The following is a 23,849-nucleotide window of genomic DNA, read 5'->3' as shown; positions in this document are numbered from 1 at the left end:
GACGCCGACCGGCACCCGCGCACGGGCCCACGCGGTGTCACCCCGCCCCGGCTCCTCCCGCGGGCTCCCCCGGCGCACCGTGCCGCGCAGCCGTCAGCCTCGCGATCGCCTCCGGGCCCACCCGGCAGCACCCACCGATCAGCCGGGCGCCCGCCTCCTCCCAGGACGCCGCCCGGTCCGGGGTGAACGTGGCCGCCCCGGTCCAGGCACCGCTCGTCGCGTCCCAGCGCTCGCCGCTGTTCGGGTAGACCACCGCCGGCTTCCCGGTCGCCCGGACCGCTGCCCGCGCGGCGGCCTCCGCGTCGGCGGGGGCGCAGCAGTTGGCCCCGACCGCGATGACCTCGTCGTGCGCCCGGGCCAGGGCGAACGCCTCGTCCAGCGGCTGCCCGGCCCGGGTCCGGTCCCCGGACACGGTGTAGGACAGCCACACCGGCAGCCCGTACTCCCCCGCCACCCGCAGCAGCGCCCGCGCTTCGTCCATGTCCGGCACCGTCTCCAGGGCCAGCGCGTCCGGCCCGGCGGCGGCCAGCGCCTCGATCCTGGGGCGGTGGAAGCGCTCCAGCTCCCGGACGGTGAGCCCGTAGCGGCCCCGGTACTCCGCCCCGTCCGCCGTCACCGCCCCGTACGGGCCGACCGAGGCCGCCACCCAGACGTCCCGCTCCACCGCGCCGGCCGCCCGGCGGGCCAGCTCCACGCTGCGGGCGAAGAGCCCGGCCGCTTCGTCCCGGCCGATTCCGCGCCGCTCGAACCCCTCGTAGCTCGCCTGGTAACTGGCCGTGATGAGCACCTGGGCCCCCGCCCGCACGTACGCCGTGTGGGCGGCCTCGATCTGTTCGGGTCCGTCGGCGAGCAGCCGGGCGGACCACAGCGCGTCGGACAGATCGCAGCCCTGGGCCTCCAACTGGTTGGAGAGCCCGCCGTCCAGGACGAGCGTGCCCTCCGCCAGCGCGGCGGCCAGCGGACGGCCGGGCCCAGGTGTCATCGCTGCCCCGCTCTCAGCCCAGCTGGGACTGGACCTGGGAGGAGATCAGCTCCAGGTGGTCCAGGTCGTCCAGGTCGAGCACCTGGAGGTAGATCCGCGACGCCCCGATCGCCGCGTACCGCCCGATCTTGTCGACCACCTCGGCGGGCGACCCCGCGAGTCCGTTCGCCTTCAGCTCCACCACGTCGCGGCCGATGGCGGCGGCCCGGCGCGCCACCTCCGCGTCGTCCCGGCCGACGCAGACGACCAGCGCGTTGGAGTACACCAGGTCATCCGGCTTGCGGCCCGCCGCCTCGGCCGCCTCCCTGACCCGGCCGAACTGCTTCTCGCTGTCCTCCAGCGAGGCGAACGGGATGTTGAACTCGTCCGCGTACTGGGCGGCGAGGCGCGGGGTGCGCTTCGCACCGTGCCCGCCGATGAGCACCGGCACCTTGGCCTGCGCCGGCTTGGGCAGCGCCGGGGAGTCCGTCAGCTGGTAGTACGTGCCGTCGTAGCTGAACGTCTTGCCGACCTCGGTCGCCCACAGCCCGGTGATGATCGCGAGCTGTTCCTCCAGGCGGCCGAACTTCTCCTTCGGGAAGGGGATGCCGTACGCCGTGTGCTCCTCCTCGAACCAGCCCGCACCCAGGCCCAGTTCGACCCGGCCGCCCGACATCTGGTCGACCTGCGCCACCTGGATGGCGAGGACGCCGGGGAGCCGGAAGGTGCCCGCGGTCATCAGCGTGCCCAGGCGGATGCGCTTGGTCTCGCGGGCCAGCCCGGCCAGCGTGATCCAGGCGTCCGTGGGGCCGGGCAGGCCGTCGCCCTGTCCCATGTGCAGATAGTGGTCGGACCGGTAGAAGGCGTCGAAGCCGAGGTCCTCGGTGGCCTTGGCGACGGTGAGGAGGGTGTCGTAGCTCGCCCCCTGCTGGGGCTCGGTGAAAATGCGAAGATCCATGCCTCCATCCTGCACCCGCGCGCGCCGTACGCCCTTCTCCGGGGCACCGTCCGCATCGAGTCGCGGCGTCGGAGGGCGTACCGGAGGGCGTACCGCTCACTGGATGCCGGTCACCGGGCCCACCGGGCCGTGCAGCACCCCGTGCGGGCCGTCCCGCTCCCGGCCGCGCTCCAGGTCCTCCCGCCGCTCGCGCTCCCGGTCGTCGAGGAGACGGAGCATGGAGCGGACCCGGTCCGTGGACTCGTCGGCGGCGTCGATCGCCTCCATGCACTGCCAGTACAGGCTCTGCTCATCGGTCTCGCACGCCACCCCTACCAGGGCTATACCGACCTCCCCGAGCAGCGCGGCCAGGCCCGTCAGGGCCGCCCGGGGATCGGCGACCTCGGTCAGCCGCGCCGCGCGTGCCACCCCGGAGCGGGCCGCCGGGTGGTCGAGCGCGCCGCTGCTCCTGCCCCCGATCTCGCTGAGGGCGCCCGCCTCGGTCCGCAGTTCCTTGGGACCGGCCGCCGCCAGCCGGCTGCCGACCGCCTGGGACAGGGCCTGCGCCTGCCACGCCTCGGCGATGATGTCCGGTGTGCCCCGGCTCTGCGCCAGCGCCTGCCTGATGACCGCTACCAGCCGTTCCGCTTCCATCGACTGCCCCCGTTCGATGCGAAATCCCGCTCGTCGCCGCGGAAAACCCGCTCACCACGTTCATTACCCACAGTGAGGGCGACCGCACCGAAACGCCAGAGGATTTCGGAAATCTGTGGACACTCAATCGAGTGTGAACAAGTCGGTCACTCCGAAGAGTGACGATCTTGGTCGCCCGTTGATCCTGGGGCCGGAAAGCGCGACTCATTCCGTTCGATCTTGGCGGCGAGTGCCGCCAGGGCGTCGATCCCCAGCACCTCGCAGAACTGGAGGAGATACGCGAGCACGTCCGCGACCTCGTCCGCCACACGGGGTGCCGTCGCCGGATCCTCCATGACCCGTGCCGACTGCTCGGGCGTCAGCCACTGGAAGATCTCGACCAGTTCGGCGGCCTCCACACTCAGCGCCGAGGCCAGGTTCTTCGGGGTGTGGTACTGCCCCCAGTCGCGCGCGTCCGCGAATGCGGCCAGCCGCCGCTGGAGGGTCCGTACGTCGAGTTCGGTCACCTGCTCGCCCTACGCCCCCGGCACCCCGGCCGCCGTGACGCCCTCGACCTCCATGCCGGCCGGCGACAGCAGGAAGACGTTGCGGTCCACCCGGTGCATGCCGCTGCCGAGCCCGAAGACGACACCGCTGGCGAAGTCCAGGATGCGCTTGGCCACATCGCCCTCCGCGCTGGTCAGGTCGAGCAGCACCGGCACCTGGGCGACCAGGTATTCCGCGACCTCGCGGGCGTCCGCGAACACCTGGACCCGCAACACGACCATGCGCCGCTGCTCGGCGGGCTCCGGATCGTCCTGGACGGCGCGGTGGTCCACCCGGGAGGGCCACTCGTTGCGGCTGCGCAGCGGTACGACCTGGGCCAGCCCCTCCCACTGCTCGTCCGTGACGTCGTACCTGTCGTACCTGCTCACCGGACCACCCCGTCCGCACATCGGTCGGCGTTGTGCCGGCTGCGCTCACTGTTCATCGGGCGATTGTCCCCTCCCTCACCCGTTCGGCCTACGAGCGACACGGCTCAAGATTCGATCGCCGCAGCCGGAATCACGTCCGACGGGTCCGCGACCGTGATGGCGCCGCTCGGAGCGGCGGTGGTGTCCAGCGGGGTGAAGCGGATCGGGAGATGGGCCAGCGCGCGGTGGAACGGGCCGGGGCGCCACAGCAGTTCGTCCGGTGCCACGGCCAGCTCCGCGTCGCACAGGAGGCTGGTGAGCTGTTCGATGGCGGTCATGGCGATGAGCAGGGCCGGCTGCTTGGCGGGGCAGCGGTGGGGCCCCGCCGACCAGGCGAGGTGGGCGCTGGCCCCGGACCGGACGCCGTCGTCGGTGGCGGGCGGCGGGGACTGGGAGTTGGCGGCGGCGTAGGAGACCAGGACGAGCTGTCCGGCGCGCAGCCGGACGCCGTGGAACTCGGTGTCCCGGCGCGGGTAGTGGGCCGCCAGGTTGGCGATCGGCGGGTCGCGCCACAGCACCTCGTTGATCGCCTCGTGGGCGGTCATCGCGCCGCCGTGCAGGGAGCCCGCGTAGCGTTCGTCGGTGAGCATGTGGAGCGTGGCGTTGCCGATGAGGTTGGTCATCGGGTCGTTGCCCGCGCTCATCACCAGGGTGATCTGACGCACCGTCTCGTCGTTGTCGAGCCCCGCCGGGTGGGCGAGGAAGTACGAGGTCAGGTCGCGGCGCGGCCGGGCGCGCCGGTCGGCGACGAGGCGGCTGACGACGTCGACCAGGTCGGCGTACGCGGCGGCGGCGTCGGCCGCCGAGTTCATCATCCCGGCCACCCCGTCCACGATGCGTTCGCCGTCCTTGGGGTCGGCGCCGAACCAGGTGACGAAGATGTGCATGGGGAGCCGGCGGGCGTACTGGGCGATGAGGTCACCGCTGCCGGTGGCGGCGAACCGGCCGATGAGCTGGCGGGCGACGCGGGCGACCTCGGCGCGCAGGACGTGCGGTTCGATGAGCGCGAGGCTGTCGTTGATGGCCTCGCGGTAGCGGGCGTGCACCGCGCCGTCGCTGAACAGGGCGGTGGGGCGGTGGCCGAGCACGGGCAGCACGGGCGAGTCCGGCGGGATGGTGGCCTGCCAGGCGCGGGGGTCCTTGCTGAAGGTGTGCGTGTCGCGGAGCAGGTCGATGGCGGCCTGGTAGTCCGTGACGAGCAGTGCCTCGACGTCGGGGGCGATGCGCACCGGTGCGAGCGGGCCGTGCTCGCGCAGGGCGCGGTAGTGGCCCTGCGGGTCGGCAGCGAAGGCCGGGCCGAACAGCGCGAGGGGCTGCGGCGGTGGTGCGTACGCGGTCATGAGGCGTCCTCGGGCTGCGGCATGCGGGTCAGCACGTGTTCGGCGAGTGCGATCAGGGCGTCGATGCTGCCGCGGCGTTCGCGCGCGTCGCACTGGATGAGCGGCGTGTTGCCGTCCAGGTCGAGGTGCTTGCGCAGGACCTCGTCGCTGTGCGCGGGGGCGTCGGGGAAACGATTCACCGCGACGGCGTACGGCAGGCCCTGCTCCTCGACCATGTCCATAACGGCGAAGGAGTCGGCGAGCCGCCGGGTGTCCACGAGGACGAGTGCGCCGAGCGCGCCCCGGGCGATGTCCTCCCACAGCGGCAGGAACCGTTCCTGGCCCGGTGTGCCGAACATGTAGAGCACGAGGTCGTCGGGGACGGTGAGGCGGCCGAAGTCGATGGCGACCGTGGTGGTGGTCTTGTCGGGGAGTCCGGCGGTGGAGTCGACGCGGGTGCTGGACTGGGTCATCGCCTCCTCGGTGTGAAGGGTGGCGATCTCCGAGAGGGTGCGGATCAGGGTGGTCTTGCCCACGCCGAAGGGACCCGTGACGACGAGTTTCATCAGGGTCCGGGCGGCGGCCGGCAGATAGCCGACGCCGGTCCGGTCAGGGGAGGGAGCGGAGTCCATCGAGCAGCCTCTCGACAAGCGACCTGTCGATCTGCCCGGCACTGGGTATCGGCGGTCGGGTGAGCAGTAGTCCGGTGGCCGCGAGGTCCGTGGCCAGGAAGACGGTGGCACTGACCGGCAGGTCCAGGTGGGCCGCGCACTCGACGACGGTGAGGGCACCCGGTTCCAGCAGGTCGCAGAGTCTGCGGGCCTGGGTTCCGGCGTCGTCGGGCACGGGCGCGTCGGTGCGTACGAGGACGGCGAGCCGGTCGAGCGCGGGGCCGGCGGGGCGGGACCGGCCGCCGGTGACCAGATAGGCGGGGATCAGGCGGCGTGCTGGGCCGGGGGTCATGGCCGGGCGGCGGTGTCCGGTTGGCGGGCGGGTGCGTGCATCGCCCGGGTGAGCGCGGTGACCTGGACCTGCATCTGGTAGGCGATGTCGCCGAGTTTGGCGCCGGGTTCGGCGAACAGGGCGAGGGTGGTGTTGCGCCCGGCCGGTACGACGATGGCGAAGCCCAGGTCCGATTCCACGACGGTCTGGGCCAGTTGCGGGGCCTCGGCGTCGGTGAAGGCGGTCGTGAAGGCGCGGGCGGCGGCGTGCAGGGTGGCGGTCATCGCGGCGACCCGTTCGCCGGAGGCCCGGTCGAGGCCGGGGGACGCGCCTTCGACCAGGCCGTCGCCGGTGGCGACCACGGCGTGCTGGACTCCGGGCAGCTCCAGCAGCGGGGTCAGCACCCATGCGAGGTCGCCTGAGGTGGGGCTGGGGGCGCTCACTTCTCGTCGTCTCCTTGGTCGTCCTGGTGGTCGGGGGCGCCGGTGCCCGGTGCGGGGGCCCGCCCGGTGACGCTCCTGCCGTTGAGGGTGCCCTGCTGGAGGGCCGCCCAGGAAGCCCCTGCCGCCTCCGGTGTACGGGACATCCGGTCGGCGGACGGCTCGGCGGCCCGGGCGGCGGTGGCCGCGGCGGGTGTGCGGCGCGGCGTCCGCCGGCGCCGGCTGGGCAGCCCGGTGGGCTCGGCGGCGTCCGGTGCGGGGGTGTCCGTTCCGGCCGGGGCGGGCTGGGCCGGGGCGGCGGTTGCCACGGGGGCGGGGGCGAGGGCGGAGAGGTTCCGGTCCTCGTCCAGCACGGTGAGCAGGTGGGCCGGGACGCGCAGGATCGTCCGCATGCCGCCGAACGGGGACGCCTCGATGTGGCAGTCGAAGCCGTACTGCACGACGAGCCGGCCGACGACCGCGAAGCCGGTCTGCGGCGGGTCGCCCAGCTCGGTGAGCAGGACCTCGGCGGGTCCCGCGAGCAGGGCGCGGGCCCGTTCGAGGGCGTCCTCGTCCATGCCGATGCCGGCGTCGTCCACGACGAGGAACGCGCCTCGGCCGCCGCTCTGCTGGACGGTGACCTGGACGTCGGTTTCGGGGTGGGAGTACGCGGTGGCGTTGGCGAGGAGTTCGGCCAGGGCGATGGCGAGGGGTTCGGCGGCGCGGGCGGCGAGCGCGAGGCGTTCGTCGCGCAGGTGGTTGGAGACCTTGATCCGCTCGTAGCCGGCGACGCGGGACTGGGCGCCGAGGACGATCTCGACCAGCGGGGAGTTCTGGCGGGCGAGGCCGGGCCAGGCGTCGCACAGGACGGCGGTGGACTGGGTGCGGCGCAGCGCGAGTTCGTTGCGGAAGTCGAGCTGGAGGATGCGCGGGTCGTCGTACTCGTGCTGGAGCTCGTGCAGCAGCTGCTGGGACTGGTTCAGCAGCGACTGGATCTTGGCCGAGGTGCCGCGCATCGCGGCACGGGCCGCGGCGTCGACGCGTCCGCGCTCTTCCAGGACCGCGGTCCGCGCGGCCTGGACGGCCTCGGTGAGCAGGAGGGCGGCGCCGCCGTCGACCTCGGCCGCCTCGCGCAGTCCGGGGACGGTGGCGCTGGGGTGGGAGAGGGCGAGGGCGGCGGCGGGTATGCGTCGGCGCGCGAGCTGCCTGATCTCGTCCAGGAGGGCGGCGGTGCGGGCCTCGGCGGCCTTGGCCTGGCGTTCGGCGAGTTCGGCGCGGGTGACGGCCTGCTGCTCGGAGAGGCCGGTCCGGTAGGCGCGGGCGAAGCCCACCACCGCGGCGACGACGGCGATCAGTGCGACGATCCATGCCATGCCGTTACCGCGTTTCTCTCGTCGGGTCGGTCCGCCGTCGCGCGCGGGGCGGGACCGCGCGGTCAGCCCGCGCTGCCTGCCGGCTCACTGACCTGCTCCACTTCGTGTGCGACGGTGGCGACGTCGGTCATGACCTGGACCACGCTGGGCCGCTCCGAGCCGTCGAGCTGCCGGTATTCGCTGCCGATGGTGACCACCAGCCGCTCGGGGAGGCCGAGTCCGGGGTAGCGGCCCTCGGCGATGACCCGGCGGGCGGCCTCGAGGGAGGGGATGCCCGCGGCGTGCAGGGTGTGGGCGCGCTCGCGGATGTATTCGAGGTACGTGATGTGCTCGCGGACGCCGTCGCGGTCGAGGAGGGGTCCGTGGCCGGGAACGATCGTTTCGGCGCCGGTGGCCAGCACCTGTTCGCAGGCGCCGATGATGTTGCTCAGCGGCCCTTCCCAGTGGATCGGGTGGTCGCCGGGCTGCTCGGGGGACGACGAGAAGATGATGTCGCCGCTGAACACGGTGGACTGGGCGGGCAGGTGGACCATCAGGTCGCCGGTGGTGTGCGCGGGCGCGAGCGAGGTGATCTGCACCGGGTAGTCGCCGAGGCTCAGTTCGAGTTCGCCCGTGAAGTAGGTGGTCGGCCGGACGGGCTCGGTCCGGGACCAGTCGAACGGGCCGAAGTGGCGGGCGAGGTAGGCCCCGAGCGGGGTGGCCGGGTCGCCGCCGGTGACGAGCGCGTGCTGCTGCTGCGGGGAGGGCTCGTAGTGGATGTGCTCCCGGGCCTCGCGGGTCACGATGATCTCGGCGTCCGGACCAAGCACCCCCGCGCCCCAGAAGTGGTCGCCGTTGGCGTGCGTGACGATGACCCGGTCGATGGTGACGCCGTCGGGCAGCCGCTTGGAGGACTCGGCGAGGAACTGGCCGGCGAGCACCGGGTCGTACGGCGTGTCGATCCACAGCGCGCCGCGGGGCGAGACGAGCAGACCGCAGTTGGCCAGCCCCCAGCCACGCTTCGGCGGGAGCCAGGCGTACAGGCCCCTGCCAAGGTCAACGACTTCCCCACCCGTGATCGACATGGACGCGATTATGCCGACCGGTTTCCGGTCGCGCGTTCGAGCCCGGCCATACGGGCATGTGATTGGCTTGAAACAGCCCTTGACCCGCCCTGCGGGCGGCCGGGCGGTGACCGTACGAGACCACTTCGGACCGACTTCGTCACTATTACGGGATACGGCGCCGTCAAACCGGAAGGGGCTGATTACCCACTGAGCATGGCCGAAAACAGACACCAAAAGTCCCCGGCGCGACCGCGTGGGCGGTGCGCCGGGGACCCGTGGGCCGGTCGGCCGGAGCGTCAGGAACGGACCTGGCCTCGTTCGAAGTACGCGATCAGCTCGGGGTCGAGCGGCGGCACCTCGTGGGGGGCACCGCCCTCGCGCAGGGAACGGGTCGCGAGGACACCGGCGGCGACGCTCATCCGGGCGGCGACCGGGGAGGTGTCGGTGACTCCCCCGTCGCGCGCGAACCGGACGAACTCCCGCATGATCCCGCTGTCGCCGCCACCGTGGGAACCCTTGGCCTCCGGCACCCGGTAGGTGATGTCGGCGTCGGCGCGGTAGCCGCTGGGGCCGGTGTTCCAGACCTTGACCTCGTCGCCGGGGCCGTCACCGAAGTTCTCGAGCCGGCCCTCGGTGCCGATGACCGTGTAGTTGCGCCAGTAGTCGGGGGTGAAGTGGCACTGCTGGTAGGCGGCCACGACGCCGTTGTCGAGCTGCATGTTCATCACCGAGACGTCCTCGACGTCCACGATGTGGTGCAGGTCCTTGCGGGCCGTCGGCGGCCAGTCGAACTCGCGCAGCCAGTTCTCGGGGCGCGGGGTGTCCGGCTCGCGGCGCGGCAGGTTCCCGTAGACGAGCAGGTCCCCGAGGGCGTTGACGCGCTGCGTGTAGCCGCCGGCCAGCCAGTGCAGCACGTCGATGTCGTGCGCCGCCTTCTGGAGCAGCAGACCGGTGGTGCGGGTGCGGTCGGCGTGCCAGTCCTTGAAGTAGTAGTCGCCGCCGTAACCCACGAAGTGGCGCACCCAGACGGCCTTGGGCTCGCCGATGTCGCCGCGCGCGATGATGTCGCGCATCAGCCGGACGACGCCCATGTGGCGCATGTTGTGGCCGACGTAGAGCCGGGTGCCGGTCTCGTACGCGGCGCGCAGGATGGTGTCGCAGCTCTCGACGGAGATGCCGAGGGGCTTCTCGACGAAGACCGCTTTGCCGGCCCTCAGGGCGTCGACGGCGATGACTTCGTGGGTGTCGTCCGGGGTCGCGACGATGATCGCGTCCAGGTCGTCCCGGCCGAGGAGCAGCTTGTAGTCCTCGACCGCGATCTCGGCGCCGAAGCGCTCGGCCTCGCGGCTGCGCACCTCCGGGTCGAGGTCGCAGACGGCGGTGATCGCCGATCCCTTGCCGGGGTGGTGGGCCGACATCGCGATGGACCGGCGCAGGCCGAGCCCGATGACGCCGAGTCGCAGGTCTGACACGGGAGTCCCTTCAGTTGGTGCGGGTCGTGCGGGCGGAGGCTACTTGCCGGCGAGCGACGCCTCGAACTCGGCGCGCATCTTGTCGCCGCCGCCGGAGCGCCACTTGCGCAGCTCGTCCTTGAAGGCGGAAATCGGCTTGCGGCCGGCGACGATGTCCAGCTGGATGTCGCTCATGGAGGTGGTGAGCGACGGGCCCTTGCTGGTGGACGTGTCCGAGAAGTGGCCGCTCGTCGGGTTGGACTGGGCGATCTTGAGCAGGTCTTCCTGCCAGCCGTGGATCTTGCTCGCCATGTCGCCCCGGCCCGGCAGATAGATGTACTCGGGTCCGGCGGCGAGGAAGGCCAGCGGCATCGCGGTGGTGACGGCCTCGGAGTTGCCCTTGGCGGTGAGCTTCACGTCCCCGTCGGATGTGCGGTTCCAGTGCTTGCCCTCGATGCCGTTGTCGAGGAAGAGACGCTCCTCCGTGCCGAAGGGGGCGGCCAGGTAGTCCAGGACGCGCAGCAGCATCTTGACGCGCTTGTCGTCGGCCTTCTTGTTGATCGCGGTGTAGCCGACGGAGCCGTAGCCCATGTTGTAGTGCGGTGTGGCGCCTTCCTTGGCGGCGAACGGCACGATGACGCCGAACGGGAAGTCGTACGTCTTGGCGTCGACCAGGAAGCTGGGGAAGGACTGGACGTAGGCGCCGAGGGAGCCCTGCGCCATCTTCTCCATGGTGGTGCTGAGGTTGGGGTCCGGCCAGAAGAGCTTGGCCCGGGCGCACTTGACGGCGAAGGCCAGGGCCTCCTGGTACTCCTCCGTCTCGTACTGGTGCGTCAGCTTGCCACCCTCCAGGCGCCAGGCGCTGGGAGCGCCGAACCACTGGGCGAACTGGGCGATGTGGTTCACGTACGCCGGTTCCAGGACGTACTTGTTGCGCTTGACGTCCAGCAGCTCCTTGCCCTTGGCCAGGAAGTCCTCGGCGCTGGTGAACTCGGCACCGCCCACCGGCTTCCAGAAGTCCTGGTTGACGACGTAGACCTGGCCCATGGAGCCGTAGGCGACGGTGACGCCGCGGATCTTGCCGTTGACGACGGCGGTCTTCCACGCGGTGGTCGGCAGGTTCGCGAGGTTGGGGTACGCCTTGACCGCGTCGCCCGACAGGTGGGGCGTGAGGTCGTGGAACTTGGCGTCCAGGAGCTCGGGCACGCGCTGGATGCCCTGGTTCGGCGGGAACCAGACCAGGTCGGGTATGTCGCCGCCGGCCATCATCGCGTTGAACTTGGTGAGGTACGCGTCGACGCCCTGGTCCACGACGATCGTCATGTCGAACCGAGCGCCGAGGCGCTTGTTCAGCTCCTGCCAGTAGGCGTTCTTGGCCTGCGGCGGGGCGGGGGTGGTGAACGTCTCGGTGAGGGCGGTGATGCGGCTGCCGTCGCCGGGGGCCTTCGCGACGGACCTGGTGAGCTTCTTGGGGTAGCGCAGGTAGGTCGCGTCGAGGCCCGACGCGTTGCCCGCGAGGTCGGCGGGGGCGGTCTGGGCCGCCACGTACGTCGGGAGCTTGAGCTTGGCCGACGCCTTGGCGCCGCCCTTGCTGACCGTGGCGCCGCTGCCGCAGGCGCTCAGGGTCGACAGACCCGCGACGGTGAGGCCGGCGATTCCCGCGGCGCCCATGAAACCGCGTCGGGACAGGTGGGTGGACATGGGGCTCCTTGAAGTGGGTGGCGTGCGGGGCGGTGGTGCGGGGTGGGCGGATCAGCCCTTGATCGCCCCGGTGAGGACGCCCTTGACGAAGAACTTCTGCAGGAAGGGGTAGACGCAGAAGATGGGCACGATGGCGATGATCAGCACGGCCATCTGCAGGGAGGTCGCGGGCGGGATGGAGTGGACGCCCATCGCGGAGGCGTTGATGCTCTGCCCGTTGAGGACGTAGCTCCGCAGGATCACCTGGATGGGGAACTTGCTGGAGTCGTTGAGGTACAGCACCGCGTTGAAGAAGCTGTTCCAGTACCCGACGGCGTAGAACAGGCCGACCACGGCGAGGACCGCCTTCGACAGCGGGAGGACGATCCGGAAGAGGACCGTGACCTCGCCGGCGCCGTCGATGCGCGCCGCGTCGTACAGCTCTTCCGGGATGCTCTGGAAGAACGAGCGGACGACGACGATGTTGAAGGCGTTCAGCAGGACCGGAAGGATCAGTGAGGCGTACGTATCCAGCATGTGGAACTGCTGGACGGCGAGGTACGTCGGGATGATGCCGGGCGCGAACAGGAACGTGCCGAGCACAAGGAGCAAAATCGGCTTGGCGAGGACCGTGCCGGGCCGTGAGGTGCCGTACGCGATCATCACCGTGCAGGCCAGGCTGAGCGCGGTGCCGATCAGCGTGATGAAGATGGACACCACCGCGGCCCGGGTGACCACTCCCCCGGACAGGATGACGCGGTACGCCTCCAGCGTCGGGTGGTGCGGGATCAGCACGTAGCCGCCGTTGGCGTTCAGCTCCTCGCGGCCCGCGAGGCTGGTGCCGATGGCCAGGAGGAACGGGTAGAGCACGATCACGGTCAGCACGATGAGCGCGATGCCCTTGGCGCTCTGCCCGTACCAGTGCGGGCGCTCCATCCACGGCGGGCGGCCGTTGGACTTGCGGGGGCGGGGACCGGGCCGGGCGGCACGCAGCCGGGTCGCGACGGACTGACTCATCGGTACACTCCCTGCTCGCCGAAGCGGTGGGCCAGCTTGTTGGCGGCGAGGATGAGGGCGAATCCGATGACGCCCTTCATCAGTCCGGCGGCGGTGCTCATGCCCCAGTCACCGTCCACGACGCCGTGGAAGTAGACGTAGGTGTCCATGACCTCGGCGGCGTCCGGGCCGACGGCGTCGCGCTGGAGCAGGATCTGCTCGAAGCCGACCGAGAGGATGTCACCGAGCCGCAGGATGAGCAGCATCAGGATGACCGGCCGGATGCCGGGCAGGGTGATGTGCCAGATCCGGCGGAGCCAGCCGGCGCCGTCCATGGCGGCGGACTCGTACTGGCCCATGTCGATCGAGGCGATGGACGCCAGGAAGATGATCGTGCCCCAGCCGCAGTCCTTCCAGATGGCCTGCGCGGTGATGAGGAACTTGAAGGTCCCGGGGTCGGTCATCACGTTGCCGATGCTCACCCCGTGCTCCATGAGGAGCGTGGTGACCGATCCGGCGCCGCCGAGCACCTGCTTGAACATCGCGACGACGACGACCCAGGACAGGAAGTGCGGGAGGTAGACGACGGTCTGGATGAACCGCTTGATCTTCTCGCTGATGAGCGAGTTGAGCAGCAGGGCCAGGGCGATCGGTGCCGGGAAGTACAGGAGGAGCTGGATCGCCGTGATCTGGAGGGTGTTGGACACCGCGCTCCAGAACTCGGGCTCGGCCAGCAGCGCGGTGAAGTTCGCCATCCCGACGAACGGGCTCTGCTTGAAGCCCAGGAACGGCTGGTAGTCCTGGAAGGCGATGACGTTGCCCGCGAGCGGCAGGTAGAAGAAGAGGACGAAGTACAGCACGCCGGGCAGGCAGAAGAGCAGAAGCGCCTTGTCCCGCTTGAGCCGCTGCCGAAGCGGCTGCCGTATTCGGTTCTTCCTGCCCTTCCTCCCCGCGGGGCGTTCCGCGTCTTCCGGGTCGCGGGGCTGCGGCACGGGCGGCCGCGCAGCTGTGACCGGCGTGTTTGCCATCGTCACAGGCACCTCCAGGGCTGATGGAGCGAGAGAACGTCCCGCATACGTGGAGGGCGGCACGCGCTTCGGGGAAGCGCGGCCGCTGCTCCTTCGCGGCGACAGGCACATAGTTCACGACCGCGCACCTGTATGGCAAGAGTTGTTCATTTCGCAGAGGTAACGAACATCTATGGGCAGGCAAAAGTCACTCCATGCAGCACTACAGGACGTCGCAGACCCGGCAATCGCTGCATAAGGGGCGTTCGATGACCGCAAACCGAGACCGGGAACGTGCTGTTTGTTCGTCAGAACCGGTCATCATGTGCGCGATTGTGCTTGACCGTGCACACTTCACGCACGACACGGCACTCTGAACCGGTTCGGGTGCGCACGGAAAAGCGGGCTGCCGCGCAGGGTGCGCGCGGCGGCCCGCCGTGGGTACTGCGAGGGTCAGACGGCGATGACCGTGACGCCGGCCTCGGTGAAGCGGGCGGACGCCTCGGGGGCGATCCCCCGGTCGGTGACCAGGAAGTCGACCAGGGAGAGGTCGCAGACCCGGGCGAAGGCCCGCTTGCCGATCTTCGAGGAGTCGGCGGCGACCACCACCCGCTGGGCCTGCTGGGCGAGCAGCCGGTTGATGCTGGCCTCGCCCTCGTGGTGCACGTACGCGCCGCGTTCGGTGTCGATGGCGTTGACACCGAGGACGGCCACGTCGAGCGTTATCTCGCCGAGCACCCCGCTGGCCAGTGGACCGGTCAGCTCGTACGACTGGGGCCTGGCGACCCCGCCGGTGACGACCATCTTGATCTGCGGCCGGATCACCAGCTCGTTGGCGATGTTGAGGGCGTTGGTCACCACCGTCAGCGTCGGCTGCCCCGCCGCGCCGCCGGCCCCGTCGCCCACCAGGTCAGCGCGGACGGCGAGCGAGCGGGCCACCTCGGTGATGGTGGTGCCGCCGGTGAGGCCGACCACCTCGCCGACCGCGACGAGTTCGGCGACGGCACGGCCGATGGCCTGCTTCTCCGGGGCGTTGCGCCCCGTTTTGTACCGGAGGGCCAGCTCGTAACTGACGCCGTGGGCGATCGCGCCGCCCCTGGTGCGGGTGAGCAGTTGCTGCTCGGCGAGCTGGTCCAGGTCCCGCCGGATGGTCGCGGCCGAGACGTCCAGCGTCTTCGCGGCGTCCTCGACGTCCACCCGGCCGTGCTTACCTACGAGTTCCAGCAGTGCGTTCCACCGGGCATCCCTGGACAAGACGGTTCTCCTCACAGGTCCGGGCTGCGGGCGCCCATCCCCTTGGGCGCGATCACCGGACAGGGCGCAAGCGTCGCACAAGGCTCCGGCGAGTCAAGTCCCGTGCAAGCAGAATGCTTGATAATGCTCGCTCATCGCGGGTAGCGTGCGCAAACGAGCATCCCATCACCAGTACGGAGTGCAAAAGTGTCATTTGTCGAGATCGAGATCGCCAGTCAGCCGGAGTGCTGGCGCCGCGCAGCGGAGCTGGCACCGAGTCACGCGGCCGCGCTGCCCGCGCCCGGCGAGCGCGTCGCCGTCGTCGGCTGCGGCACCTCGTTCTACATGGCTCAGGCATACGCCTCGCTCCGTGAGGAGTCCGGGCAGGGCGAGACCGATGCCTTCGCCGCGTCCGAGTTCCCCACCCGCCGCCGCTACGACCGGGTCGTCGCGCTCACCCGCTCCGGCACCACGACCGAGGTCCTCGAACTCCTCGGCCGGCTGAGCGGCACCACGCCCACGGTCGCGATCACCGCCGACCCGGAGACCCCGGTGATGACGGCCGCCGACGCGGTCGTCGTCCTCGACTTTGCCGACGAACAGTCCGTCGTCCAGACCCGGTTCGCCACCACGCTGCTCACGCTGCTGCGCGCGCACCTCGGCCTGCACACCGACGCCGTGGTCCGGGACGCGGAGCGGGCGCTCACGGAGCCGCTGCCGGAGGGCCTGGTGGACTGCACGCAGTTCACGTTCCTCGGGCGCGGCTGGACGGCCGGCCTCGCCAATGAGGCGGCCCTCAAGATGAAGGAGGCGTCGCTCTCCTGGACCGAGTCGTACGCCGCGATGGAGTACCGCCACGGCCCGATCTCCATCGCCACCGACACCACCGCCACCTGGATGTTCGGCACCGCCCCCGAGGGCCTGCGCGAGCAGCTTCTGGAGACCGGCGCCCGCTGGGTGGACAGCGCCCTGGACCCGCTGGCCGACCTGGTCCGCGTCCAGCGCCTGGCCGTGGCCCGCGCCACCGCCCGCGGCCTCGACCCGGACTCCCCCCGCCACCTGACCCGCTCGGTGGTGCTTGCGGACGCCTGATCCGCGCGGCAGACGTCGAACGCCGGACGGGCCGAGAATCGGCCCCGCCGGCGTTTGAGGCGTGGGGTACGGACTGAGCTCCCGTCAGGACTCCTCGAAGTGGGCGTCCAGGACCGCGTCGAAGCCCTCGGTCCACTCCTTGAGGCTGCTGCGGGAGGTCGCCTCGACCTCGCCGTTGAACCAGCGCTGGGACGACAGGTGGACGGTGACGGTGAACCTGCGGCCGAAACGGGCCGGCTTCAGCTCGACCGCCCCGATCTCGTCCCAGCCGAAGTCGGCCTGCTGGTCGTCCAGCGTGAACCGGACTCCGCCGGGCCCGGCCGAGATCGAGCCGCGCCGGTCGCTCACCTCGAACGACGGTCCCTCGGGGGTCTCTTCGTCGCTCTCCTTCTCCTCGTCCTCCTCGTCCTGCGCCACCGGCGCCTGGTCGGCCGGCGGCTCGGCGACGGCGTCCGCCGGGGCGGGCTCCTCGGTGTTCTCCGGCTCCTTCTCCACCGCTTCGGCGGGTCGGGGGGCCGTGAGACCGGGGATGTACGCCGGGTCGGTCCCTGCGGCGTACGCGGGCTGGGTCTTCGGGTCTATGCGCTGCTCCACGGCGGGCAGTATGGCCGACGAACCTGTACGGGGCCAGTAAGACCGTGCCGGGGGACGGGCCCGGGCCGCCCGGCCCGCCCCCCGCCGCGGGGCCCCGCGCCCCGCGTCAGCCGGTGGCGCAGACCTCCTCGCCCAGCGAGAAGGTGGCCGGTGCCTTGTTGCCGGCGGTCAGCGTGCCCGTGAAGCCGAAGCCCGCGGACGCACCCGGCGCCACCCGGCCGTTCCAGGAGACGTTGGCGGCCGTCACCTTCGCCCCGTCCTGCGCGGGCGTCGCGTTCCACATCTGGCCGACCTTCTGCCCGTCCGGAAAGGTCCAGGCGAGCTTCCAGCCGTCCAGCGCGGTGCTGCCCGTGTTGGTGAGGGTCACATCGGCCTGGAAGCCGCCGGACCACTGGTTGGTGACCTTGTACGTCACCGAACAGGCCGCGTCACCGGGGTCGGTGCCGGGGTCCGTGCCCGGGTCGGTGCCGGGATCGGTGCCCGGGTCGGTGCCGGGGTCCGTACCGCCCCCGTCGCTGTCCGACGAGTCGCCGTACATGATCCCGCGCCCGTTGGTGGACACGTACACCCGGCCGAAGACGCGCGGGTCGCCCGTGATCGCGGCGCCGGTCCAGCCCCACTGGTGGGCGTCGTCGTTGATGCGGGTCCAGGTGGTGCCCGCGTCGGTCGACCGGAAGATGCCGCGCACCCCGCCGATCTTCGCCGACACGAAGAGCGTTTGGTACGAGGCGCCCTCGGCCGCCTTGCCGAAGCCGACGGAGTCCGCCTCCCCCACACCGCTCAGCTTGGTGAAGGTCGCCCCCGAGTCGGTCGAGTGCCACAGGCCGTACGCGCCCGTCGTGGCGCCCCCCGCGAGCCAGATGTCGCCCTCGGTGCCGGGGACCGCCTTGAAGCGGACGTCGCCCTCGGTGGGCAGGCCGCTCGACGCCTTCGCCGTGAAGGTCGCGCCGCCGTCCGTGGAGACGTAGAAGGTCCCGGCCTTGAACCCGTAGAACTTCTTCGGGTTCTTCCGGTCCGACTCGACCGTCGCACCCTGCGGGATCCCGGTCGACGCCGACCACGAACTCCCGTACCCGGTCGCGTGGTGGACCCCGGCACCCTCGGGGCTCCACACGAAGCCGCTCGCGTCGGCCGCCGCCGCGACCGTGCCGCCGCCGGTCACCCCGGACGGCTCTGAGCCCTGGAACCAGTTGGCGCCGTTGTCCGTCGAGAAGCCGATGTGCGGGGCGGCGTCGGCGCTGCCGACCCGGACCACCGTGTTCGGGCTGCTCTCGGCGAAGTCGATGCTCGTGGTGGAGGTGAGGTTGGGCGAGGTGAACATCATGTCCGGCACGGCGTCGAGGTCGGTGTGCCGGAAGCCCCCGATGTCACCGAGGGCGCTGAGCAGCGGCGCCCCGGACGGCGGGCTGGCCAGGTCGTTGACGGCGGTCTCCTCCAGGCCCTTCACCATCGGGGTGATCTTGAACTGGCTGCCGGAGTCCCAGTTGGTGAGGTTCTCGGTGCCGTAGATCGTCGCGCCGGTGCCGTACATCATGCGGTTGGAGTCGAACGGGTCGATCTCCAGCGCCTCCGTCATCCAGCCCAGCTTGGGTGTGGTCTCCGGCGGCGTCGGGTTGGCGCCCCAGGTCAGCCACGGCACCGAGGAGACGTCCTGGGTGAAGCGGTTGGAGCGGTTGGGGTAGCTGGTGTAGTCCCACGCCCTGGTCCAGGTCGCGCCGCTGTCCGTGGAGCGGAAGATCTGGGTGTCCGGCCACCAGGAGCTGTACGCGGTCGCCATCACCGTGCCGGGATGCTGCCGGTCCACGCTGAGCCCGCTGAAGCCGTAGAAGGTGTCGGCCTCGGCGACCGGGCTGACGTCCTTCCACGCACCGGTCGCGGTGGTGTACCGCCAGATCTGCCCCTTGCCGCCGTCGTACGGGCCGCCGGTGTCGCTCAGGGTCAGATACAGGTAGCCGTTGTCGGAGTCGAGCACGCCCTTGTGTGCCAGGTACCCGGTCGGCTGCCCTGCGATCCGCGACCAGGTGGCGCCGCCGTCCGTGGACCGGTAGACGGTGTTCTCCTTGTCGGCGACCCCGACGTAGATGTCCTGGGTCGCGCTGCCCGCGCTGCCGGTGCGCTCGTCGAACGTCACCCAGACGATGCCCTGGTTGTCGTTGCCGTAGCCGCTGGTGTCGGTCGGGTCCGAGGAGTAGTCGCCCGGGTTGGGGAAGGCCGTCACCTCGGACCAGGTGGCACCCGAATCGGTGGACCGCCAGAGGCCGTTGCCGCTGGGCGCGCCGAGGTACAGCACGGAGTTCTTGTTCGGGTCGACCGCGAGGCGTTCGCCCATGCCCCGGCCCGGCATGTTCCCGCCGAGCTTGAACGGCAGCGTGCTCGCCTTCCAGGTCGCGCCCCGGTCCGAGGAGCGCAGCACCGCGCCGTTGGTGGGGTCCCAGTCGTTGGTGTAGGTGCCCACGGCGGCGTACACCTTGTCCGGGTCGACGGAGTCCGAGGCGAGGCTCACCACGCCGGTCCAGCCCCAGTGGTCCCAGTCGACCCAGTCCAGCAGCGGTTTCCACTGCTTGCCGGCCTGGTCCCAGCGGTAGGCGCCGCCGATGTCGGTGCGGGCGTAGGCGAGGTTCTTCTCGGACCGGTTGAAGACGATCCCGGGGACGAAACCGCCGCCGTCGATCCGGACGTTCTTCCAGTCGTACGTGTCCGCCGCGAGGGACACATCGGATGCCTGGGTGGCGGGAGCGGCGTCGCTGTCCTTCGCCGACGCCGGGGCGCCGGCGGCGAAGAGCCCCGCTGTGAGGGTGAGTGCCGCCACCAGGGCGGCCAAGGGTCTTGCGCTTGTGCGCACGGAAACGTCTCCTCCGAACAGGTCCGCCGACAAAGGCGGTCAAGGGCGTGAACGGATGTGGGAGCGCTCCCATTTCGCGTCCCGATGGTAGCGGCGCCACCCCTCCGGGAGAAGAGAAAAGGCAAGCTTCATCGGATGACTACGGCGTGCTGCCGTCGGAGGACACATCTGCGGTAAACCGCACCCCGAGCGGCGGCGACCCTCATACCGATGCGGTCCGGCGCTTCCTAGCGTGGTGGGGAGCCGGGGCAGAGCGCCTCGGCGGCCGTCCGTCTGGAGCCCGTCATGCATCCCGTTCCACTCGCTCTGCCGCAGGAACCCGCCGGAGGTTTCGCCGGCTGGGCGGCCGACCTGATCGACGCCCTCGGCGCTCCGGGGGCCGGGCTCGCCATCGCCCTGGAGAACCTGTTCCCCCCGCTGCCGAGCGAGGTGATCCTGCCGCTGACCGGGTTCGCGGCCGGCCAGGGGGTGCTGTCGCTCGCCTCCGCGCTGTTCTGGACGACGCTCGGGTCGGTGGTGGGGGCGGCGGCCCTGTACTGGATCGGGGCGCTGTTCGGCCGGGAGCGGGTGCATGCCCTGTGGGCGCGGCTGCCCCTGGTCAGGGCCTCCGACCTGGAGCGCACCGAGGTGTGGTTCCTGCGGCACGGCACGAAGGCGGTGCTGCTGGGCCGGATGGTGCCGATCTTCCGGAGCCTGATCTCCGTACCGGCGGGCCTGGAACGCATGCCGCTGCCGACGTTCCTCGGGCTGACCGCGGTGGGCAGTCTGGCGTGGAACTCCGTGCTGGTGATGGCGGGTTACTGGCTCGGCGACCAGTGGGACACCGTCGGCGGCTACGTCGGCGTGCTCTCCAAGGCCGTGCTGCTGCTGGTCGCGGTGGCGCTCGTGCTGTACGTCGTGGTGCGCGTCCGTTCAGGCGCGGCGGCGGCGCGGGCGAGGCACCGCCGGGGCGCCTGATGCGCGGGAGCGGGCCGGGAACTATGGTTCGCCCGACCGGGCCCCCGAGCGGGGATCCCGTACACGAGGCGGAGGAGCGGGGCAGGGTGCTGGAGGATTCCCCCGGAGCGCCGGACACGTCCGGCCGCGGCCCGGCCGGCCGGCTGTCCGGGGTGGCGGGGGCGCTGCTCGGCTGCGCGACGGCCCTCGCCGGTCTGGTGTACTTCGCGGTGGCCGGGGGGCTCCTGGGGCCGTTCCTGCTGTGGCCCCGCGCCCGGGTCCCCGCGCGCCGCCTCCTGGTGGCGGGCGCCAGGAGGCTGGCGGAGGCCGAGCGGTGGCGCCGGGCCGTCTTCTTCGGCGACCGGTTCCCCGCGCACCGCCCCTCCGACCAGCAGGTCCTCCGCTATCTGGCCGGCCGCATCTCCTCGGGGCTGCTGTGCGCGGTGGTGACCGCGCTGCTCGGGTTCGGCCTGGTGCTGGCCGGGCTGCTCGCGGTGGGCCTGGCCCGTTCCACGCTCGGCTGGGGCGAGTTGCCCGCCCAGGTGGTCCTGGGCTCCGTCCTGCTCTTCCTCGACGTGCAGGGGCTGTTCTCGCTCGCCGCGCTGGACGCCAGGCTCGCCCGGGAGTGTTTCGGGCCCGATGAGCGGGAGTTGCTGAGGCGGCGCATCGGTGAACTCGCCGCCAGCCGGGCCGCCGTGGTGCGGGCGGTGGACCGGGAGCGGCGGCGCGTCGAGCGCGATCTGCACGACGGGGTCCAGCAGCGGCTGGTCGCGCTGGCGATGCTGCTGGGCCGGGCCCGCCGCGCCCGGGACGCCGAGCGCGCCGACGCCCTGCTGGCCCAGGCGCACCGGGAGGCGGGCGAGGTGCTCGCGGAACTCCGCGAGGTGGCCTGGCGGGTGTATCCGACGGCGCTGGACAGCGTGGGGCTCCGGGAGGCGCTGGGCGGGGTGGCGGAGCGCTGCCCGATCCCGGTCCGGGTGGCCTACGAGGTCTCCGGGGAGCTGCCGTCGCCCGTGGAGACGGCCGCGTACTTCGTGGTGTCCGAATCCCTTAACAACGCCGCCAAGCACTCGGGCGCCGAGGGCGTCGTGGTGAGCGTGGCGCGACACGGCGACGTGCTGTCCGTGCGCGTCCGGGACGACGGCTGCGGCGGCGCCGACCCGGACGGCGGCGGGCTGGCGGGGCTGCGCGGCCGGGTCGCCGCGATCGACGGCATGCTGGACGTCCACAGCCCCGCAGGGGGCCCCACCACCGTGACCGCGGAGCTGCCGTGCGTGTGATTCTCGCCGAGGACTCGATCCTGCTCAGGGAGGGCCTGGTCCGTCTGCTCACCGAGGAGGGCCATGAGGTGCTGGGCGCGGTGGGTGACGCCGAGTCCCTGCTGTCGCAGGTCGCGGCTCACGCGCCGGACATCGTCGTCACCGACATCCGGATGCCGCCCACGCACAAGGACGAGGGCTTGCGCGCGGCGGTGGAGATCCGGGCGCGGCGGCCGGACGTCGGCGTGCTGGTGCTCTCCCAGTACGTGGAGCGGAACTACGCCGCCCAGCTGCTCGCCGAGAACGCGGAGCGGGTCGGGTACCTGCTCAAGGACCGGGTCGCCCAGGTGGAGGAGTTCCTGGACTCGCTGGAACGCATCCACGCGGGCGGGGCCGTCTTCGACCCGGAGGTCGTACGGCAGTTGGTCATCCGCAGCACGCACGGTGATCCGCTGTCGCGGCTGACCCCGCGCGAGCGCAGCGTCCTGGAGGCGCTGGCGCAGGGTCACACCAACGCGGCCATCGCGCAGAAGCTGCACATCTCGCTCAGTGCCGTCGAGAAGAACCTCAACACCGTCTTCGACAAGCTGGGCCTCGCGCACACCACCGGCTACAACCGGCGGGTCCTCGCCGTCCTGCGCTATCTGGAGGCGTGAGGGCCCCGGCCCCGGCGTCCCTCAGTACCAGCCGGCCGAGCCGGGCGGGTCGCAGAGTTCGAGCACGACCTCGCCGGCCACGGAGGTGCGGCCGCCGACCGGTCGTACCCGGTCGCCGACGTTCACCAGGTGCGGGGCCGCGCCCACGATCCGGCACCGGTAGACGAAGCCTTCGGGGAAGCGGACCAGGGACTCGTTGCGCATCACGCGCGAGTAGCGGTTGACGACGTTGGAGCGGATGACCACGCCGTGGCCGTCGCTCCGCTCGGATTCGAGATCGCTCGACGCGCAGACGGGGCACAGGAGTGTGCGGAAGGAGGCGGTGTGGCACCAGCGGCACACCTGGTAGACGAGCCCTTCCTGCGTGTGCGCCGCCACGGCCTCGCGGGCCCGCGGCCCCACGTCGGTTCCGGTACTGAACACGTTCCGCCTCCCGCGCTCGACTCGGTGCGCCGCACCTCCGGCGGCGGCACACCGGCACCGTATGGCACTTAGTTCCAGGAGTAAAGGCACTGAGTGCCGCGAAGTGGTGCTGTGGCTCCTGCGAGGCCCCTCAGGCGGTGCCGAGCGCGGACTCGATGTGCTGCACCACGCGCCACATCGGGGCGCCCTTGCGCGCGACCATGACGATCACCTCGTCGTCGCTCCCGGAGGAGGACACCGCGGCGGGTTCCGCCTCCGGGGCGGGCGCGACCGGCCGCGCGCCCGCCCCGCCCCACACCGCGCGCACCAGTTCGAGGGCCCGGTCCACCTCGGCCCCCGCGTCACCCTCGCCGCCCGACCGCAGCCACGACCGCAGCCCGTTGTTGTGCGCGGCGACGACCGAGGCGGCGATCACCTCGGCGCGCAGCGCGGCGTCGGGCCCGGCGTCCGGGTCCCCGGCCCAGCGCCGCTCCAAGTAGCCGGCGAGGGTCCTCTCGTAGCGGCGCACCACCGACAGCTCGTACGTGCGCAGCCCGGGCACCTCGCGGGTGAGCCGGTAGCGCTGCACGGAGAACTCGGGCTTCTCCGCGTACATGCGCAGTACCAGCCGGGCGCCGTCGCACACCGTGGCGACCGGGTCCGTGCCGTCGGCGTCCGCCAGGAACGCGGTCATGTCCGCGAGGCACCGCTCGTGGTCGGGGAAGACCGCGTCCTCCTTGGAGGGGAAGTAGCGGAAGAAGGACCGCCGGCCCACCCCGGCCCGCGCCACGATGTCGTCCACCGTGGTCCGCTCGAACCCGCGCTCCAGGAAGAGCGCGAAGGCCGCCTCGGCGAGCACGTCACGCATGGGGGGCTTCTTGGCCGGCCGGCGGTCTTCGGTCATGCCGGAAACGTAACACCGAAAGCAGCCTGCCGACACTGGGTACCTTTACGAAGGGTACTGAGTGCCATAGGATTCCCGCAGGACACCACCAGGTACAGGGAGAGCCGGCGTGAGCTTGAGGATCGTTGTCACTGTGAAGTACGTGCCCGACGCGACCGGTGACCGGCATTTCGCCGATGACCTGACGTTGGAT

General features: G+C 71.5%; 24 protein-coding genes and 1 pseudogene. 5 read left to right on the top strand and 20 right to left on the bottom strand.

Annotated elements, in window-relative coordinates; all coding sequences use genetic code 11:
• Positions 1–37: 37 nt before the first annotated feature.
• The 16 genes from mmuM to ABZ565_RS25705 all read right to left on the bottom strand — a co-directional run bounded on the left by mmuM (position 38) and on the right by ABZ565_RS25705 (position 14,992).
• A complete protein-coding gene (gene mmuM, locus ABZ565_RS25780; RefSeq protein ID WP_361031374.1) occupies positions 38–982 on the bottom strand; it encodes a homocysteine S-methyltransferase in 945 nt (314 codons plus the stop codon).
• 13 nt (positions 983–995) lie between these two features.
• Entirely contained in the window at positions 996–1,919 is a 924-nt protein-coding gene (locus tag ABZ565_RS25775; protein ID WP_361031371.1) for an LLM class F420-dependent oxidoreductase, read from the bottom strand.
• A gap of 96 nt (positions 1,920–2,015) precedes the next feature.
• Entirely contained in the window at positions 2,016–2,552 is a 537-nt protein-coding gene (locus tag ABZ565_RS25770) for a DUF6099 family protein (protein WP_361031368.1), read from the bottom strand.
• Positions 2,553–2,698: 146 nt separating this feature from the next.
• Positions 2,699–3,058, bottom strand: coding sequence for a nucleotide pyrophosphohydrolase (locus ABZ565_RS25765; protein ID WP_361031365.1), 360 nt, complete (start codon positions 3,056–3,058; stop codon positions 2,699–2,701).
• 9 nt (positions 3,059–3,067) lie between these two features.
• The gene (gene sepF, locus ABZ565_RS25760; RefSeq protein ID WP_361031362.1) at positions 3,068–3,487 is read right to left on the bottom strand and encodes a cell division protein SepF; all 420 of its coding nucleotides are present in this window, start codon (positions 3,485–3,487) and stop codon (positions 3,068–3,070) included.
• An 83-nt stretch (positions 3,488–3,570) separates the two neighbouring features.
• A complete protein-coding gene (locus ABZ565_RS25755) occupies positions 3,571–4,845 on the bottom strand; it encodes a cytochrome P450 (protein ID WP_361031359.1) in 1,275 nt (424 codons plus the stop codon).
• Complete coding sequence (locus ABZ565_RS25750; RefSeq protein WP_361031356.1) at positions 4,842–5,456, bottom strand: ATP/GTP-binding protein; 615 nt, start codon at positions 5,454–5,456, stop codon at positions 4,842–4,844. Before ABZ565_RS25750 ends, ABZ565_RS25755 begins: the two co-directional genes overlap by 4 nt.
• On the bottom strand, positions 5,434–5,787 hold the full coding sequence (locus tag ABZ565_RS25745; protein ID WP_018105822.1) for a DUF742 domain-containing protein: 354 nt from the start codon (positions 5,785–5,787) through the stop codon (positions 5,434–5,436). Before ABZ565_RS25745 ends, ABZ565_RS25750 begins: the two co-directional genes overlap by 23 nt.
• Positions 5,784–6,209 carry a roadblock/LC7 domain-containing protein gene (locus ABZ565_RS25740; protein WP_073966247.1) on the bottom strand — a complete coding sequence of 142 codons (426 nt, stop codon included), beginning with the start codon at positions 6,207–6,209 and terminating at the stop codon, positions 5,784–5,786. Before ABZ565_RS25740 ends, ABZ565_RS25745 begins: the two co-directional genes overlap by 4 nt.
• A complete protein-coding gene (locus ABZ565_RS25735; RefSeq protein ID WP_361031352.1) occupies positions 6,206–7,558 on the bottom strand; it encodes an ATP-binding protein in 1,353 nt (450 codons plus the stop codon). Before ABZ565_RS25735 ends, ABZ565_RS25740 begins: the two co-directional genes overlap by 4 nt.
• 62 nt (positions 7,559–7,620) lie before the next feature.
• Entirely contained in the window at positions 7,621–8,622 is a 1,002-nt protein-coding gene (locus ABZ565_RS25730) for an MBL fold metallo-hydrolase (protein WP_361031349.1), read from the bottom strand.
• Positions 8,623–8,900: 278 nt separating this feature from the next.
• On the bottom strand, positions 8,901–10,076 hold the full coding sequence (locus tag ABZ565_RS25725) for a Gfo/Idh/MocA family oxidoreductase (protein WP_361031346.1): 1,176 nt from the start codon (positions 10,074–10,076) through the stop codon (positions 8,901–8,903).
• A 39-nt stretch (positions 10,077–10,115) separates the two neighbouring features.
• The gene (locus ABZ565_RS25720; RefSeq protein ID WP_361031343.1) at positions 10,116–11,756 is read right to left on the bottom strand and encodes a hypothetical protein; all 1,641 of its coding nucleotides are present in this window, start codon (positions 11,754–11,756) and stop codon (positions 10,116–10,118) included.
• 51 nt (positions 11,757–11,807) lie between these two features.
• The gene (locus ABZ565_RS25715) at positions 11,808–12,752 is read right to left on the bottom strand and encodes a carbohydrate ABC transporter permease (protein ID WP_361031340.1); all 945 of its coding nucleotides are present in this window, start codon (positions 12,750–12,752) and stop codon (positions 11,808–11,810) included.
• Positions 12,749–13,723: an ABC transporter permease subunit gene (locus tag ABZ565_RS25710; protein WP_361031570.1), complete on the bottom strand. Its 975-nt coding sequence runs from the start codon at positions 13,721–13,723 to the stop codon at positions 12,749–12,751. The genes ABZ565_RS25715 and ABZ565_RS25710 overlap by 4 nt, the downstream gene beginning before the upstream one ends.
• A gap of 468 nt (positions 13,724–14,191) precedes the next feature.
• Positions 14,192–14,992, bottom strand: a complete 801-nt coding sequence (locus ABZ565_RS25705; protein WP_026171883.1) for a DeoR/GlpR family DNA-binding transcription regulator — start codon at positions 14,990–14,992, stop codon at positions 14,192–14,194.
• Positions 14,993–15,178: 186 nt separating this feature from the next.
• On the opposite strand from ABZ565_RS25705, the gene ABZ565_RS25700 reads away from it, so the two are divergent.
• Positions 15,179–16,063 (top strand): sugar isomerase, encoded by an 885-nt coding sequence (locus ABZ565_RS25700; protein WP_361031337.1) that lies wholly within the window; start codon positions 15,179–15,181, stop codon positions 16,061–16,063.
• An 84-nt stretch (positions 16,064–16,147) separates the two neighbouring features.
• On the opposite strand, the gene ABZ565_RS25695 is transcribed toward ABZ565_RS25700, so the two are convergent.
• Together ABZ565_RS25695 and ABZ565_RS25690 are read right to left on the bottom strand one after the other, a co-directional pair.
• The gene (locus tag ABZ565_RS25695) at positions 16,148–16,657 is read right to left on the bottom strand and encodes a hypothetical protein (protein ID WP_361031334.1); all 510 of its coding nucleotides are present in this window, start codon (positions 16,655–16,657) and stop codon (positions 16,148–16,150) included.
• A 106-nt stretch (positions 16,658–16,763) separates the two neighbouring features.
• Complete coding sequence (locus ABZ565_RS25690) at positions 16,764–19,499, bottom strand: cellulose binding domain-containing protein (RefSeq protein ID WP_361031331.1); 2,736 nt, start codon at positions 19,497–19,499, stop codon at positions 16,764–16,766.
• Between the two features lie 285 nt (positions 19,500–19,784).
• Between ABZ565_RS25690 and ABZ565_RS25685 the strand changes: the two genes are divergently transcribed.
• The 3 genes from ABZ565_RS25685 to ABZ565_RS25675 all read left to right on the top strand — a co-directional run bounded on the left by ABZ565_RS25685 (position 19,785) and on the right by ABZ565_RS25675 (position 22,350).
• Positions 19,785–20,456 carry a DedA family protein gene (locus ABZ565_RS25685; RefSeq protein WP_361031328.1) on the top strand — a complete coding sequence of 224 codons (672 nt, stop codon included), beginning with the start codon at positions 19,785–19,787 and terminating at the stop codon, positions 20,454–20,456.
• 143 nt (positions 20,457–20,599) lie between these two features.
• Complete coding sequence (locus tag ABZ565_RS25680) at positions 20,600–21,715, top strand: histidine kinase (RefSeq protein WP_361031567.1); 1,116 nt, start codon at positions 20,600–20,602, stop codon at positions 21,713–21,715.
• Entirely contained in the window at positions 21,706–22,350 is a 645-nt protein-coding gene (locus tag ABZ565_RS25675; protein ID WP_361031325.1) for a response regulator transcription factor, read from the top strand. Before ABZ565_RS25680 ends, ABZ565_RS25675 begins: the two co-directional genes overlap by 10 nt.
• Positions 22,351–22,371: 21 nt before the next feature.
• On the opposite strand, the gene ABZ565_RS25670 is transcribed toward ABZ565_RS25675, so the two are convergent.
• Both ABZ565_RS25670 and ABZ565_RS25665 read right to left on the bottom strand, forming a co-directional pair.
• Positions 22,372–22,773, bottom strand: coding sequence for a hypothetical protein (locus ABZ565_RS25670; RefSeq protein ID WP_361031322.1), 402 nt, complete (start codon positions 22,771–22,773; stop codon positions 22,372–22,374).
• Positions 22,774–22,903: 130 nt separating this feature from the next.
• Complete coding sequence (locus tag ABZ565_RS25665) at positions 22,904–23,656, bottom strand: TetR family transcriptional regulator (RefSeq protein ID WP_361031319.1); 753 nt, start codon at positions 23,654–23,656, stop codon at positions 22,904–22,906.
• Positions 23,657–23,765: 109 nt separating this feature from the next.
• On the opposite strand from ABZ565_RS25665, the pseudogene ABZ565_RS25660 reads away from it, so the two are divergent.
• Positions 23,766–23,849 (top strand): annotated as a pseudogene (locus ABZ565_RS25660) (electron transfer flavoprotein subunit beta); the annotation flags it as partial.

This window comes from Streptomyces sp. NPDC016469 (assembly GCF_040632905.1).
Lineage (GTDB): Bacteria > Actinomycetota > Actinomycetes > Streptomycetales > Streptomycetaceae > Streptomyces.
The sequence above is the reverse complement of the archived record's forward strand: the minus strand, read 5'-3'. Positions and strand labels throughout refer to the sequence as shown.

Excerpts from the sequence above, each read along its gene's own strand:
- mmuM (WP_361031374.1), bottom strand. The coding sequence starts at position 982 with ATGACACCTGGGCCCGGCCGTCCGCTGGCCGCCGCGCTGGCGGAGGGC.
- ABZ565_RS25775 (WP_361031371.1), bottom strand. The coding sequence starts at position 1,919 with ATGGATCTTCGCATTTTCACCGAGCCCCAGCAGGGGGCGAGCTACGAC.
- ABZ565_RS25730 (WP_361031349.1), bottom strand. The coding sequence starts at position 8,622 with ATGTCGATCACGGGTGGGGAAGTCGTTGACCTTGGCAGGGGCCTGTAC.
- ABZ565_RS25665 (WP_361031319.1), bottom strand. The coding sequence starts at position 23,656 with ATGACCGAAGACCGCCGGCCGGCCAAGAAGCCCCCCATGCGTGACGTG.
- ABZ565_RS25770 (WP_361031368.1), bottom strand. The coding sequence starts at position 2,552 with ATGGAAGCGGAACGGCTGGTAGCGGTCATCAGGCAGGCGCTGGCGCAG.
- ABZ565_RS25750 (WP_361031356.1), bottom strand. The coding sequence starts at position 5,456 with ATGGACTCCGCTCCCTCCCCTGACCGGACCGGCGTCGGCTATCTGCCG.
- ABZ565_RS25715 (WP_361031340.1), bottom strand. The coding sequence starts at position 12,752 with ATGAGTCAGTCCGTCGCGACCCGGCTGCGTGCCGCCCGGCCCGGTCCC.
- ABZ565_RS25745 (WP_018105822.1), bottom strand. The coding sequence starts at position 5,787 with ATGACCCCCGGCCCAGCACGCCGCCTGATCCCCGCCTATCTGGTCACC.
- sepF (WP_361031362.1), bottom strand. The coding sequence starts at position 3,487 with ATGTGCGGACGGGGTGGTCCGGTGAGCAGGTACGACAGGTACGACGTC.
- ABZ565_RS25755 (WP_361031359.1), bottom strand. The coding sequence starts at position 4,845 with ATGACCGCGTACGCACCACCGCCGCAGCCCCTCGCGCTGTTCGGCCCG.
- ABZ565_RS25735 (WP_361031352.1), bottom strand. The coding sequence starts at position 7,558 with ATGGCATGGATCGTCGCACTGATCGCCGTCGTCGCCGCGGTGGTGGGC.
- ABZ565_RS25720 (WP_361031343.1), bottom strand. The coding sequence starts at position 11,756 with ATGTCCACCCACCTGTCCCGACGCGGTTTCATGGGCGCCGCGGGAATC.
- ABZ565_RS25685 (WP_361031328.1), top strand. The coding sequence starts at position 19,785 with ATGCATCCCGTTCCACTCGCTCTGCCGCAGGAACCCGCCGGAGGTTTC.